Genomic DNA, 13421 nt, shown 5'->3' on the forward strand with positions numbered 1-13421 from the left:
AAGCCCGACCCGGGTCGGTGCGACGGGCTACCCGGACCTGCCGGGTTTTCCGTCGGCGAGCGACTGCGCCCGGCGGCTCAGCGACTCGACGTGGGTGGTCAGCTCCCGTACCGCCGGCTCGTCGGCGTCGTCCAGGGTCGACAGCCGGTCGAGCAGGGCGGTGTGGTCGGCGGTCAACTGCCGGTAGCGTCGGACGAAGCTGCTGTCGTCGCCGTCGGGGCGGCTGCTCAGCAGGGCGTACGTCGGGTCGAGGTCGATGATCTGCTGGGCCAGGCCGGCGGTGGCGGCGCTGAGCGCGCTGCGGCTGTCGGTGCGTTCGTCGCGGCGGACCCGCCGGGCCGCCGCCAGCCGCCCGGCCCGCCGGCCGCCGAGGTAGAGCACCGACGCTCCGGCGACGACCCCGGTCACCGCCGCGGCGGCGAGCAGGAACCGGGGCAGCGACGGGCTGATCGTCCGCGCGCCGTCGGGCACGGTGCCGGCCTTGACCAGCCGGTCGTAGTTCACGGCGATGACCTTCACGGCCTCCAGTGGGCGGTCGACGAACGTGTCGATGCCCCGACCGATGATCATTTCTGCGGCGGCGGCCTTGCCCAGGTTCTTCTTCTCGTAGCCGGGCACCAGGGCGCAGCCGTAGGTGTCGTAGTCGTCGCCGTCGCGGCTGAGCACCAGCACGACGGTCCCGTCGGCGGCCCGGTGCACCTGCTTGCAGGTGTCCCGCAGGTCGGCCCCGGGCGAGCGTAGGATCACCACCAGCCGGCGGTTGCCGATGACCCGTTCCGCCTCGGCCCGGTCCACGTCGAGCCCGGGGTCGGCGTAGAACGACGTGGTGCGCACGTGCCTGGCGATCGGGCCGTCCAGCGCCCCACCGCTCCACACCGCCCAGCCGGCCAGCACCAGGCAGGCCAGCACGGCCAGGCCGAACGGGGTGCCGAGCAGACCGGCGACGCGTCCCCGCCCCGGGCGGGCGGTGGCGGTCTGCGGGGACGGTGAACGTGTCATGACAGCCTGCCCCGCAGGTAGTTGTCCGGTCGGTAACTGGAGATGCCTACCTGGCGCGCGGTGTCGTCCAGCTCGGCCGCCGCCTCGTCGAGCAGGGTGCGGACGTGCCGGGCGGGCAGCTTCTCCTCCCACGCCGACCGGGCGGCCTGGAGTTTGACGATGCCCCGGGTCAGCGCCGGGTTGCTGCGGGCGTCGGTCAGCAGGGACACCTCGACGGCCAGCGCGGTCAACCCGGCAAGCCGGGTCGGCGCGGTGTCCCGCCGGCTGCCCGGCCGGCGGTCGGGCCGGCGCAGCGACCGGGCCGACAGCACCATGAACGCCGCCACGCAGCCCGCGAAGAGCCACGGCAACGCCGGCAGCGCCACCCGCAGCGGATCGGCCGGCCGGTACGGCAGGGGCCGCTCGAACAGGCCCGCGTAGCGGATGTCGGTCACCCGGTTGAGGTAGACGCCCAGCACGTTGCGCTGCGGATAGTCGGAGCGGCTGAGCACACCGGCGAACTGACCGTAGAAGCTGGCCCCGGCCAGCTCCGCGAAGTCCGCCGCGCCGGGCCCGTGGTATTCGATCCAGAGCCCGTACATCACCACGATCGGCTGGTCGGGGAACCGGGCGCTCAGGGCGGGGCCGTACCGGGGCAGGGGTTCGCCGTAGCGTTGCACGGGCAGCGCGACGTACCAGGCGCCGTCGGGGAAGGCGTTGCGGGCGGCGGTCTCGGGCACGTCGGTGAGGGTCGCGCCGGGCGCGATGTGCCGGCCGGTCGCCCGCAGGTCGGTCAGGACGGTGGTCAGCTCCGGCCCGCTCGGCTCGCGCCAGCGCAGCTCGTCCCGGTCGGCCGGGGTGGACTCCTTGCGCAGCGCGGTGATCAGGGCGATCAGCAGGTCGGTCACGTCCCCGGTGGCGAACTGCGCCCGCCAGGCGGGCAGCCGGTCGGAGCTGGCCTGGTAGAAGCCGCCGCTGACCTCGGTGCCGATCACCCGGATCGTGGCGTTCTCCACGTCCCGGACCCGCTCCCGTTCATCTTTGTCCAGGCCGGGCGGGGCGACCAGGATCCGGGTGTCGCCGGCCACCTCCCGCACCCGCTGCTCGTTCCAGTACGCCACCGAGCCCGGCAGGCGGACCACCGGCGCGGCGGCCACCAGCGCGGTCATCTCGTCCACCGACGGCACGGTGGCCCGGTCGGAGGTGCCGGCGCCGCCCGTCTCGACGCCGGCCGTCGACGCCGGTGACCGGCCGTAGCTGACGTCGATGCCCTGCTGCCGCTGGGCGAGCAGGAAGACCACCAGGACGAGCACGGCGAGCCCGAGCAGCGTCCAGCGCAACGGCTCGGCCAGGCGGCGGTACCTGCCGGCGTTCACCGGTGCTCCCGCCACAGCCGGTCGGCCTGCCGGGCGTGCTCGGCCGCCGCCCGCGCCGCGTCCACCCCGCCGCGTGCACCCGCGAGCGACTCGGCGCGGGTCAGCAACCGTTCCGCCTCGGGCACCCGGTCGGGGGCCGCGTCCCGGCTGACAGCCGCGCTGTCGATCGCCGCCCGCGCGGCCGACCAGGCGGTCCGTCGCTGCTCGGCGTGGGCCCGCCGGTGGGGCAGCAGGCTGGTCGCCACGCCCGCGGTCACCAGCAGCACCGCGCCGGCCAGCCAGAGCAGGGAGGGGTCTGCCATGGGCTCCAACCGTTCGCCGGGGTCCGGGGGACGGCCCCCGGGGGTGGTCCGACCGAGTCTCGCCGATCGGGGCAACCCGCGCCACACGGCCCCCGAGCAGGGCGGTTACGGCTGCGAAGGGTGGTGCGACGGTGATCGTGAGTACGGGTGCTCATCCGGTGACCGGCCCCGCCGACGATGATCGGGGCGTGCAGATGACGCGTACCCGTACCCTCCTCGCCGGTGTGCTGCTCGCGGCCGCGACGATCGGCACCTGGGCAGCCTGGCTGGGGTGGGAGAGCGGCTACTCGACCGACCCCCGCACCGGCGCGACCACCGGCCCGTACGCGGTCTGGCAGGTGGTCGGCGCGGTGCTCACCCTGGTCGTGGTCGCCGCCGTTGCCGGCTGGCTGCTCAGCCCGGTGCTGGTGGCGCCGGTGATGACGGTGGCGTTCACGGCCGCCTGGTCGGGGCACGCGGCGGCCACCGACGACTCCGGGCTGTGGGTGGTGGGGGCGGTGCTGGTGCTGTTCGGCACCGGCGTCGGCAGCACCCTGGTCAGCCTCGGCACCCATCTGCTCCGCCGCCGCACCCGGTGACCGCACCGCCGGCCCTGCTGGCGGATTGCCGACAGGACGCCCGGGGCCGGTAGGGGGCACTGTTGACGCAGGTGGATGGGGGTGTGGCCGGGGAGGCGCGGCGCACCCGCCCGGCCGGCCGGTGGTGACCGCGCCCGGCCGCCACCGCCCGGTCCGGACAACGACGTCACCATCTCCGGCCGGCGGGCGTCGCGTCCGTCGACCGGGCCAGCAAGGAAGGAGGGGCCGGGATGGCCGCTCCCACCGTGACCGCCAGCCTCGACGCCTCGACCTACGCCCCGGGTGAGCCGATGACGCTCACCGTCGGCTACGCCGACCCGGACACCCGCCCCGTGACCGTCACCATCGTGCTGACCGACGCGGACGGCAACAGCAGCGCCCCGGTGCGGGTCACCGCGGTGATCGACCCGCTCGGCGTCGAGGTAGCCGACGACTCCGGCCGGGCCTGGACGAGGGTCTCGGACACCGGGACGACCGCCGTGTACCGGGCGGTGGCCTGATGCCCCGGGTCACCGTGACGGTACGTGACCAGGGTGGACGTACCGCCAGCGCGGCGGTCGACTACGCCCTGGCGCCCCCGGTGTGGGGTGGCTACTACCTGGCCGGCAACGCCGACCCGACGGGGGACATGGTGGGCGGGAACTTCCGTTCGCTGACCCAGTACCGCAGCCTCGCCGACGCCTACGTCTTCCCCGGCTACGGCATGTCCTGGCTGCGTGATCTCGGTCGGGCCGGGGTCGCGCCGAACATGGTGCTGGAGTTGAAGCACTACGGCGCGGGTAGCCCCGGCGCGCAGACGTTCACCGTCGACGGGGTGAACTGGACCGTTCCCGCGCCGGCGATGACCATCCAGCAGCGTCCGGGCACCACCTGGCCCCGGGCGTACGGGTACGGGCAGGTGCTCGCCGGTCAGTGCGACGGGCTGCTCGCCCGCGCCCTGTCGCAGTACCGGACGCTGGGGTTCCCGGTGAACCTGCAACTCGCCTCGGAGTTGGACACCGACCACGAGTTCGGTACCACCGAGTCGGGGGTGTCGTTCACCTGGGCCGAGTCGGACGCCCGCGCGGTGCAGGCACTGACCTACGTGGTGAACTGGCTGCGGGCCCGGGGCCTGCCCGCCGGCACCACCTTCTCGGTCGGCTCGGGCGGCTTCGACCGGGCCGCCTTCCGGCGTACCCATCCGGAGGCGTTGATGTCCCGGGTGGATTTCCTCCAGTGGAACGTCTACGCGACCGACCCGACCCACACCGCGCTGGGCCGGTTCCGCCGGACGCGGGACTGGGCGGTGGCGGACCTCGGGCCGGTGGCGCTCTCCCGACCGGTGATCATCGCCGAGTGGGGGGTGCAGGCGTCCGCCCTTCCCGACCAGGCGGCCTGGATCGCCACCGTGCCACCGGCCCTGGCCCGGCTCAACGCGGAGCGGGGGCCCCGGATCGTGCGGGCGAACTACTTCAACTCCGGCTGGGGCACCCTGACGCCGAAGCAGCCGGGCCTGGCCGCCCTGCGCGCCGCGTACGCGACCAGGCCGTTCGGCTGAGGCGCGGGTCGCGGGTCAGCCGTCGCCGAGCCGGCGGGCCGGGGCGGAACGCGCGGCATATGCCTGTCACGGTATATGAGCTGCCGGTGGAGCCCGAGCGGGTGCCCGCCCGGCTCCCTATGCTCGGGGCATGGAACTGCGGATCTTCACCGAGCCCCAGCAGGGCGCCACCTACGACCAACTGCTCACGGTGGCCCGCGCCGCCGAGGACGCCGGCTACGGCGCGTTCTTCCGCTCCGACCACTACGTGGCGATGGGGTCGTCCACCGGCGAACCCGGCCCCACCGACGCCTGGACCACCCTGGCCGGGCTGGCCCGGGACACCACCCGGATCCGGCTCGGCACGCTGGTCACGGCGGCCACCTTCCGGCTGCCCGGCCCGCTGGCGATCACCGTCGCCCAGGTCGACCAGATGAGCGGCGGCCGGGTCGAGCTGGGCATCGGCGCCGGCTGGTTCGCCGAGGAGCACACCGCCTACGGCATCCCGTTCCCGCCGGTGGGGGAGCGCTTCGACCGGCTGGAGGAGCAGCTCGCCGTCATCACCGGGCTGTGGGCGACCCCGGCCGGCGAGCGGTTCGACCACGCCGGGAAGCACTACCCGGTCAGCAACTCCCCGGCACTGCCCAAGCCGGTGCAGCAGCCCCGCCCGCCGATCCTGCTCGGCGGCAAGGGACCCAAGCGCACCCCGCGCCTGGCTGCCCGCTACGCCGACGAGTTCAACCTGCCCTTCGTCTCGGTCGAGGAGACGGTGGCCCAGTTCGGCCGGGTCCGCGCCGCCTGCGCCGAGGCCGGCCGCGACCCGGGCACCCTGCGCTGGTCCAACGCGCTGGTGCTCTGCTGCGGCCGGGACGACGCCGAGGTGGCCCGCCGGGCCGCCGTGATCGGTCGGGAACCGGCCGAGCTGCGGCAGAACGGCGTCGCCGGCACCCCCGCCGAGGTGGTCGACACGATCGGCCGGTACGCCGAGGCGGGCAGCGAGCGGATCTACCTCCAGGTGCTCGACCTGGCCGACCTGGACCAGCTGGAACTGGTCGCCGCCGAGGTGATGCCCCAGCTGTGACCCCGGCGGCCACCCACCGGTGGCGGTCGGCCGGAACGGTCAGGGGCGGCGGGCGCCCGGCTCGCGCAGCACCGTGTCCAACCGGCCGTCCCGGTCGCTGTCCAGGTAGGTGATGTCCGGTACGCCGTCGCCGTCCAGGTCGAACTGGACCACGTCGGCGATCCCGTCCCCGTCGAGGTCGGTCACCACCTGCGTCGAGCCGTCCAGGTGGTGGGTGACGATCGAGTGCGCCCCGCCCGGTGCCACCCGGGGCGTCGGCGTCGTCGTCGGTCCCGCCCGGTCCGGGTACGCCGACGGCGGGTCGCTCGCCGGCTCCAGGCCGACCCCGGTCGGGTCGATCTCCTCCTCGGACGGATAGACGTCGCCGTGCAGGATCGGGTCGCGGTAGCTGCTCATCGCGCCATGGTTCCCCGTGGACGCCGCCGACAACCGTGCCGGATGATGCACCGGACCGCGCTCATCGACGGGGAGACGACGTGGAGCTGCACCGGGAACGGGGCCGGCAGGTGTTGTCGGCGGTGTGCGTACTGGCCGGGACGGTGCTGCTGGCCACCGGCGGCGGGCTGCTACGGACGGCCACCGCCCTCGGGGGCGTCGCGCTGGGCGGGGTGGGGCTGGCCAACGGCCTGCGACCGTTCCGGTTCGTCATCGACGCCGACGGGCTGACCGTACGCCGACGGGGGCTGCGGCGTCGGCTGCCCTGGGCCGAGCTGGCCCTCGTCGTGCTCGACCGCCGGGCACCCGGCACCGGCGGGGTGCGGCTGCTCGGCGTACCCGTCGAGGGCGTCGGGTTGCCGCCCGACGCCCGGGTCGACGGCCGGCCGGCGACCGAACTGCTCGACCTGGGCCAGGTGCGGGAGAACCCCGACGAGATCGCGGCGGCCCTGGCCCGGTACGCCGGCGACCGGTTCCGCGACGACCGCGACGTCGCGGTCCGTTCCGGCACCGAGTTCGGCGTCGGACTGCGCGGGTACAGTTCCGACGTGGTCGACACACTGGTGGGACACGCCCGCGCGGCACTGGACTCGGACGACCCGGCGCGCCGTCGGGCGGTCCGCGACGAGCTGGCCGCCGCCCGGGCGCAGGGCCTGCCGGTCGCCCTGCGCGGCTACGACGTGCGGCAGGTCGACGCGGCGCTGGACGACCTGCATGCGGCGCTGGCCGAGGGCGGCGACGCGTGAGCGGGGTGCCCCGGCACAACTGGGCCGGCAACGTGCACTACGCCGCCCGTGCCTTCCACCGGCCGACCACCCTCGACGAGCTGCGCCGGCTGGTCGCCGGCAGTGACCGGGTCCGGGCGGTCGGCAGCGGCCACTCGTTCAACCGGATCGGCGACACCACCGGCGACCTGGTCTCGCTGGCCGGGTTGCCGCCCACCGTCGAGGTCGACCGGGAACGTGGCACCGTCACCGTCGCCGCCGGGCTGCGCTACGGGGACGTGGCGACCCGGCTGCACGAGCAGGGGCTGGCCCTGGCCAACCTCGCCTCGCTGCCGCACATCTCGGTGGCCGGGGCGGTCGCCACCGGCACCCACGGCTCCGGCGACGGCAACCGCAACCTGGCCGCCGCCGTGGCCGGTCTCGAACTGGTCACCGCCGACGGGGACGTGCTCACCGTGGACCGGTCCGCCGGTGACCGGTTCGCCGGCATGGTCGTGTCGCTCGGCGCGCTGGGCGTGGTCACCCGGGTCACCCTGGACGTGCTGCCCACCTTCACCGTCCGCCAGTACGTCCGCGAGGGCCTGCCCGTCGGCGCGCTGGACGCGGCGCTCGCCTCGGCGTACAGCGTCAGCGGGTTCACCACCTGGCGCTCGACGGACATCGACCAGCTCTGGCGCAAGCAGCTCGCCGACGCCCCGCCGCCGGAGCCGGACTGGCTCGGCACCACCCCGGCCGACCGGCCGGCGCACCCGGTGCCCGGGATGGACCCGGTGAGCTGCACCCCGCAGTTCGGCGAGCCCGGCCCGTGGCACGAGCGGCTGCCGCACTTCCGGCTCGGCTTCCTGCCGAGCAGCGGCGACGAACTCCAGTCCGAGTACCACCTGCCCCGCTCGGCCGGGGCCGGGGCGCTCGCCGCGCTGGCCGGGATGCGGGAGCGGATCGCGCCGGTGTTGCAGATCTGCGAGCTGCGCACCGTCGCCGCCGACGAGCTGTGGCTCAGCCCCAACCAGGGGCGCGACACGCTTGCCGTGCACTTCACCTGGGTCGACGACGCGGCGGCGGTGCAGCCGGTGCTGGCCGAGGTCGAGTCCCGGCTCGCCCCGTTCGACCCCCGGCCGCACTGGGGGAAGGTCTTCACCCTCGACCCGGCCGTCGTCGCCACCACCTTCCCCCGGTACGCCGACTTCGCCGCCCTGCTCACCGAGCTGGACCCGGCCGGGGTGTTCCGCACCGACCTGCTCGACCACTACTTCCCCCGCGCCTGACCGGTCGGTCGTCGGGGTCGACCCGGGTGGCGACCGGTCAGGGGTTGGGGATGTCCCGCACCCCGTCGCGGCACGGGCCGGCCCGGCGTCACGGACTCGCGGCCGGTCGACGTGCCGCTCACACGACAGCCAGGTAGCACCCCGCCGCGAGGAGCACGCCGGTGACCGCTCCGGCGACCACCTGGGCGACGGTGTGCGCACCGAGATGCACCCGGGACCAACCGATCAGCACCACGACCAGCATCCCGACGGCCGCCACCCCGACGGCCAGCGCCGGCCAGACCAGCAGGACCAGCACGGTGCAGGCACCGGCGGAGACGGCCGTGTGGGCGCTCATCTTCCACATCTGATTGACGGCGGTGGTGCCGGCCAGCACGACCAGCATCACCGCGATCACGGCGACCAGTGGCCGGGGAGCGTCCAGGGCCACGAACAGCACCAGCCCTGCGGCGACCGAGGCGACACCGGCCAGCAGGACGCCCCGGCGCTGCTCGCGGCGGCTGAGGTGATGGTCGGTGACCCGGCCGGTGTGCTTGGCGTAGAGGATCGCCCCGAACGGCACCACGGCGGTGAACAGCGCCGCGAGCGCTCCCCACCCGAGGCCGGCGGGGACGGTCCGGGCGGCGACCACCGCGACGACGACGGGCATGGCAGCCGCCCACACGGCGGGCTGGAGCACCTCGGTGACGACCCGGGCGATCCGCGTCGCGGTGCGGGTGACGCCGGTGGTGGCGTGTCCGGTCACAGGCTCCCCTCCCTCGTTCAGCAGTCGTCATTCTGTCGTCGTCGACGGTGCCGGAGATTCGTCGGGGTCATTCGGAGACCATGTCATCGGTCCCGGGACCCGTGAGCGGAAGGAGATCAGGTGCTGGAGCGGCTGAACGAGGCCCTGGCGTACGTGGAACGGCACCTCGACGCACCGGTCGAGGTGGCCGATCTGGCGCGGATCACCCTCACCTCGGAGTACCACTTCCGGCGGATGTTCTCGGCGTTGGCCGGGATGCCCCTGTCGGAGTACGTCCGCAGGCGGCGGCTCACCGTCGCGGCGGCCGAGGTGCTGGCGGGTGAGCGGACGTTGCTCGACGTCGCGGTCCGCCACGGGTACGGCTCGACCGAGGCGTTCACCCGCGCGTTCCGGGCGATGCACGGCATCGGGCCGGGTGAGGCGCGGCGTACGGGGGCCGTGCTGCACTCCCAGCAGCGGTTGTCCTTCCGGCTCGTCGTCGAGGGGAGTGGCAGCATGCGGTACCGGGTGGTGGAGAAGCCGGCGTTGCGGCTGGTGGGTCGGCGGGCCCGGGTGCCCCTGGTGCACGAGGGGATGAACCCGGCGATCGTGGCGTTCGTCAAGGGCATCCCGGCGGAGACGACGGCCCGGATCGAGGCCCTGTCCGACCAGGAGCCGGCGGGCATCGTCAACGTCAGTGAACTGCTCGGTGAGGACCGGTCCGAGGGTGTCGAGCTGGACTACTGGTACGGCGCGGTGACCGGTGCGGACGTGCCGGACGACCTGGAGGCGCTCGACGTGCCGGCGGGGACCTGGGCGGTCTTCGCGGCCTCCGGCGAGTTCCCGGCGGCCGTGCAGCACCTGTGGCGGGACGTGTTCACCCAGTGGTTCCCGTCGAACCCGTACCGGAGCCGGCCGGGCCCGGAGATCGCCAGTGTCCGCATCGCGGCCGGTGGCACCCACGCCGACGCCGAGCTGTGGATCCCGGTGGAGCGGGCCGGCACTCCCTGATCGACACCATTGTCGGCGATGTTGCGGGGTCCGCATGCTGCGGATGCCGCAACATCGGCCCAGTTGCGGCCCGCCGGCCGGCGGCCGGCGGGCGCGGCCGGGCGGTCACCTGGTGGGGTGGGGGTGCAGGGTGCTGCGTTGGACGGCGCGGCTGATGTCGCTGGGGGAGACGATGCCGACGAGTTGGTCGCCGGTCACTACCAGGGCGCGGCCGTCGGAGCACTCGCCGAGGCGGGGGAGCAGGTCGTTGAGCTGCTCCTCCGGCCGGGCCAACACCAGGTCGTCGGCCCGGCAGGCGACCTCGGCCAGCGTGGTGGCGGCCCGTCGGTCGGCCGGGACGCCGCGTACCCGGTCCAGGGTGACCAGGCCGACCGGTCGGCCGTCCTCGGTCAACGGCAGCGCCGTGTGCCGGTAGGCGAACAGGTAGTGGTCGACGAAGTCGGCGACGGTCATCTCCGCCGAGGCGGTCTGCGGCTGCGGGGTCATCACCTCACCGACCCGCACGCCGGTCAGCGCGCTGCCCAGCCGGGCCTGGCGCTCCTCCATCCCGGCCGCGCCGATCAGGAACCAGCCGATCAGCGCCAGCCACAGCCCGCCCACCCCGTAGCCGGCCAGGAACTGCCAGATGCCCAGGCCGATCAGCAGCACGCCGAGCACCCAGCCGGCGCGGGCGGCCACCACCGACGCCCTGGCCCGGTCGCCGGTGGCCTTCCACACGGCGGCGCGCAGCAACCGACCCCCGTCCAGCGGGGCCGCCGGCAGGATGTTGAACACCGCCAGCAGCACGTTGATCCCGGCCAACCAGGACACCGAGCCGAGCAGCAGCCCCTCCTGCCCGGCCAGCGCCAGCAGCACCGCGATCGCCCCGAAGAACACCCCGAGGAGCAGGCTGACCAGCGGGCCGACCCCGGAGATGCGCAGCTCCGCGCCCGGGTCGGCGGGCTCGCCGCGCAGCTCCGCGACGCCGCCGAACAACCACAGCGTGATCCCCTCCACCTGGAGGCCGTTGCGTTTCGCCACCACCGCGTGTGACACCTCGTGGGCCAGCAGGCCGACGAAGAAGACCACCGCCGCCGCGAGCCCGGCCAGCAGGTACGCCCAGCCGGGCCGGTCGGGGTACGAGCGGGGGAACTGGTTGGCCGACAGCAACCACGCGATCAGCACGAAGATGACCAGGACGCTCCAGTTGACCCCGACGGGTACCCCCGCGATCCGGCCAAGCCGGAAGCTCGCCCTCATGCCCCGCTCATACCCGGCGCTGCCGCGCCCATGCCAGGCCGGCGCGACGGGTCCCGGGGTCCGGGCCCGGTCAGGGGCAGGGTCGAGGGCGGGTTGACCGGTCGGGAATACTAAACGGGGTGACGCTGATCGATGAGGGCGACGACCCGTACCGCTGGTTGGAGGAGCTGGACGCGGAGCCGGCCGCCGGCTGGGTCCGCGAGCGCAACGCGGCGACCGTCGCGGCGCTGACCGGCGACGACGCGTTCGCCGCGATGCAGGCCGAGATCCGGCAGGTGCTCGACGCCGACGACCGCATCCCGTACCCGGGCTGGCGTGGCGACGGGTACTACTACGACTACTGGCGGGACGCGGCGCACCCCCGGGGGCTGTGGCGGCGTACCACGCTGGCGGAGTACCGGCGGCCCGAGCCGGCCTGGGACGTGCTGCTCGACCTGGACGCGCTGGCCGCCGCCGAGGACGAGAACTGGGTCTGGGACGGGGTGACGGTGCTGCGCCCCGGCCACCGCCGCTGCCTGGTCAGCCTGTCGCGGGGCGGCAAGGACGCGGTGGTGGTCCGCGAGTACGACCTCGACACCCGCGCCTTCGTGCCCGACGGGTTCACCCTCGCCGAGGCCAAGAGCGACGTCACCTGGATCGACGTCGACCGGATCTACGTCGGCACCGACCTCGGCCCCGGCTCGCTGACCGTCTCCGGCTACCCGAGGGTGATCCGCCGGTGGCGGCGGGGCACCCCGGTGAGCGAGGCCGAGATCGTCTACGAGGGGCAGGCCGACGACGTCTCCGCGTACGCCTCGCACGACCCGACACCCGGGTACGAACGGGACTTCGTCGGCCGCAGCCTGGACTTCTACCGGACCCGCAATTTCCTGCTGACCCCCGACGGCGGGCAGGTCCCGGTCCCGGTGCCCGAGGACGCCCAGTGGGACGTGCACCGGGAGTGGCTGCTGGTCCGGCTGCGTACCCCGTGGGAGGTCGCCGGGGTCACCCACCCGGCCGGGGCGCTGCTGGTGACCCGGTTCGACGACTTCGTCGCCGGGGAAGGCGACCTCACCGTGCTGTTCGAGCCCGACGAGCGGACCGCGCTGAGCTACCACGTCTGGACCCGGCACCACCTGATCCTGGCCACCCTGGTCGACGTACACCGGCGGTTGGAGGTGCTGACCCCCGACGGTGTGTCGGGCTGGCGGCGGACGCCGCTGGCCGGGGTGCCGGAGGGCGACGAGCCCTGGATCGTGGACACCGACCCGGACCTCGGCGACGACTACCTGATCGCCTCCACCGGCTACCTGCGGCCGGCGTCCCTGCGGCTGGGCCGCGTCGGCGGCCCGGTCGAGACCCTCAAGCGGGAGCCGGCGTTCTTCGACGCCACCGGCCTGACCGTGCGCCAGTTCTTCGCCACCTCCGCCGACGGCACCCGGGTGCCGTACTCCGTGGTCGGCGACCCGACGGCCGCCGCCGGACCGACCCTGCTCACCGGGTACGGCGGGTTCGAGGTCTCGCTGACGCCGCACTACGACGGGGTGCTCGGCCGGGGCTGGCTGGCCCGGGGCGGCACCTACGTGGTGGCGAACATCCGGGGCGGCGGGGAGTACGGCCCGCGCTGGCACCGGGCGGCGCTGCGCGAGAACCGCCCCCGGGCGTACGAGGACTTCGCCGCCGTCGCCGCCGACCTGGCGGCCCGGGGGATCACCACCGCGCCGCAGCTCGGTATCGAGGGCGGCAGCAACGGCGGGCTGCTGATGGGGGCGGTGCTGACCCGCTACCCGACCCTGGTCGGCGCAGTGGTGGCGAACGTGCCGCTGCTGGACATGCGGCGCTACCACCTGCTGCTCGCCGGGGCCTCCTGGACGGCCGAGTACGGCGACCCGGACGACCCGGCCGACTGGGCGTTCCTGCGCGGGTACTCGCCGTACCACAACGTGCGGCCCGGGGTGACGTACCCGCCGGTCCTGTTCGTCACCTCGACCCGCGACGACCGGGTGCACCCGGGGCACGCCCGGAAGATGGCCGCCCTGCTGAGCGCGCACGGCCAGGACGTGTCGTACTACGAGAACGTCGAGGGCGGGCACGGTGCGGCGAGCAACAACGAGCAGCGGGCGTTCCTGTCGGCGTTGACGCTGCGCTTCCTGTGGCAGCGGTTGGGCGGCGGTGACGCCGGGTCGTGAGGGCGACGGGGCCGGTCGTCAGT

14 protein-coding genes are annotated in these 13421 nt (G+C 74.5%); 8 read left to right on the top strand and 6 right to left on the bottom strand.

What is annotated here, in order from left to right; genetic code table 11:
- Positions 1 to 27: 27 nt before the first annotated feature.
- Genes JQX11_RS32615 through JQX11_RS19350 form a run of 3 tightly spaced genes read right to left on the bottom strand, consistent with a single transcriptional unit; the run spans position 28 to position 2656 of the window.
- The gene (locus JQX11_RS32615) at positions 28 to 999 is read right to left on the bottom strand and encodes a hypothetical protein (protein ID WP_232378168.1); all 972 of its coding nucleotides are present in this window, start codon (positions 997 to 999) and stop codon (positions 28 to 30) included.
- Positions 996 to 2354, bottom strand: coding sequence for a hypothetical protein (locus JQX11_RS19345; protein WP_204926355.1), 1359 nt, complete (start codon positions 2352 to 2354; stop codon positions 996 to 998). Before JQX11_RS19345 ends, JQX11_RS32615 begins: the two co-directional genes overlap by 4 nt.
- Positions 2351 to 2656, bottom strand: a complete 306-nt coding sequence (locus tag JQX11_RS19350; protein ID WP_204926356.1) for a DUF6403 family protein — start codon at positions 2654 to 2656, stop codon at positions 2351 to 2353. Before JQX11_RS19350 ends, JQX11_RS19345 begins: the two co-directional genes overlap by 4 nt.
- Positions 2657 to 2787: 131 nt before the next feature.
- Between JQX11_RS19350 and JQX11_RS19355 the strand changes: the two genes are divergently transcribed.
- The 4 genes from JQX11_RS19355 to JQX11_RS19370 all read left to right on the top strand — a co-directional run bounded on the left by JQX11_RS19355 (position 2788) and on the right by JQX11_RS19370 (position 5831).
- The gene (locus tag JQX11_RS19355) at positions 2788 to 3234 is read left to right on the top strand and encodes a hypothetical protein (RefSeq protein ID WP_307826250.1); all 447 of its coding nucleotides are present in this window, start codon (positions 2788 to 2790) and stop codon (positions 3232 to 3234) included.
- A gap of 230 nt (positions 3235 to 3464) precedes the next feature.
- The gene (locus JQX11_RS19360) at positions 3465 to 3734 is read left to right on the top strand and encodes a hypothetical protein (protein ID WP_204926357.1); all 270 of its coding nucleotides are present in this window, start codon (positions 3465 to 3467) and stop codon (positions 3732 to 3734) included.
- A complete protein-coding gene (locus tag JQX11_RS19365) occupies positions 3734 to 4771 on the top strand; it encodes a hypothetical protein (RefSeq protein ID WP_204926358.1) in 1038 nt (345 codons plus the stop codon). Before JQX11_RS19360 ends, JQX11_RS19365 begins: the two co-directional genes overlap by 1 nt.
- A gap of 130 nt (positions 4772 to 4901) precedes the next feature.
- The gene (locus JQX11_RS19370; RefSeq protein WP_204926359.1) at positions 4902 to 5831 is read left to right on the top strand and encodes an LLM class F420-dependent oxidoreductase; all 930 of its coding nucleotides are present in this window, start codon (positions 4902 to 4904) and stop codon (positions 5829 to 5831) included.
- 39 nt (positions 5832 to 5870) lie between these two features.
- Here the strand turns inward: JQX11_RS19370 and JQX11_RS19375 are convergent, their stop codons facing one another.
- Positions 5871 to 6227 (bottom strand): hypothetical protein, encoded by a 357-nt coding sequence (locus tag JQX11_RS19375; protein WP_204926360.1) that lies wholly within the window; start codon positions 6225 to 6227, stop codon positions 5871 to 5873.
- A gap of 80 nt (positions 6228 to 6307) precedes the next feature.
- Here JQX11_RS19375 and JQX11_RS19380 point away from each other — a divergent pair, with 80 nt between their 5' ends.
- Entirely contained in the window at positions 6308 to 7012 is a 705-nt protein-coding gene (locus tag JQX11_RS19380; RefSeq protein ID WP_204926361.1) for a hypothetical protein, read from the top strand.
- Positions 7013 to 7017: 5 nt separating this feature from the next.
- Positions 7018 to 8256 carry an FAD-binding protein gene (locus JQX11_RS19385; protein ID WP_204926488.1) on the top strand — a complete coding sequence of 413 codons (1239 nt, stop codon included), beginning with the start codon at positions 7018 to 7020 and terminating at the stop codon, positions 8254 to 8256.
- 118 nt (positions 8257 to 8374) lie between these two features.
- Here the strand turns inward: JQX11_RS19385 and JQX11_RS19390 are convergent, their stop codons facing one another.
- A complete protein-coding gene (locus JQX11_RS19390) occupies positions 8375 to 9001 on the bottom strand; it encodes a phosphatase PAP2 family protein (protein ID WP_307826251.1) in 627 nt (208 codons plus the stop codon).
- A 120-nt stretch (positions 9002 to 9121) separates the two neighbouring features.
- Here JQX11_RS19390 and JQX11_RS19395 point away from each other — a divergent pair, with 120 nt between their 5' ends.
- Positions 9122 to 9991 carry an AraC family transcriptional regulator gene (locus tag JQX11_RS19395; protein WP_204926362.1) on the top strand — a complete coding sequence of 290 codons (870 nt, stop codon included), beginning with the start codon at positions 9122 to 9124 and terminating at the stop codon, positions 9989 to 9991.
- 105 nt (positions 9992 to 10096) lie between these two features.
- Here JQX11_RS19395 and JQX11_RS19400 read toward each other — a convergent pair whose 3' ends face one another.
- Positions 10097 to 11230, bottom strand: a complete 1134-nt coding sequence (locus JQX11_RS19400; protein ID WP_204926363.1) for a site-2 protease family protein — start codon at positions 11228 to 11230, stop codon at positions 10097 to 10099.
- Positions 11231 to 11349: 119 nt separating this feature from the next.
- Between JQX11_RS19400 and JQX11_RS19405 the strand changes: the two genes are divergently transcribed.
- A complete protein-coding gene (locus JQX11_RS19405) occupies positions 11350 to 13398 on the top strand; it encodes a prolyl oligopeptidase family serine peptidase (RefSeq protein ID WP_307826252.1) in 2049 nt (682 codons plus the stop codon).
- Positions 13399 to 13421 lie beyond the last annotated feature (23 nt).

Source organism: Micromonospora humida (assembly GCF_016901255.1).
Classification (GTDB): Bacteria; Actinomycetota; Actinomycetes; order Mycobacteriales; family Micromonosporaceae; genus Micromonospora; species Micromonospora wenchangensis.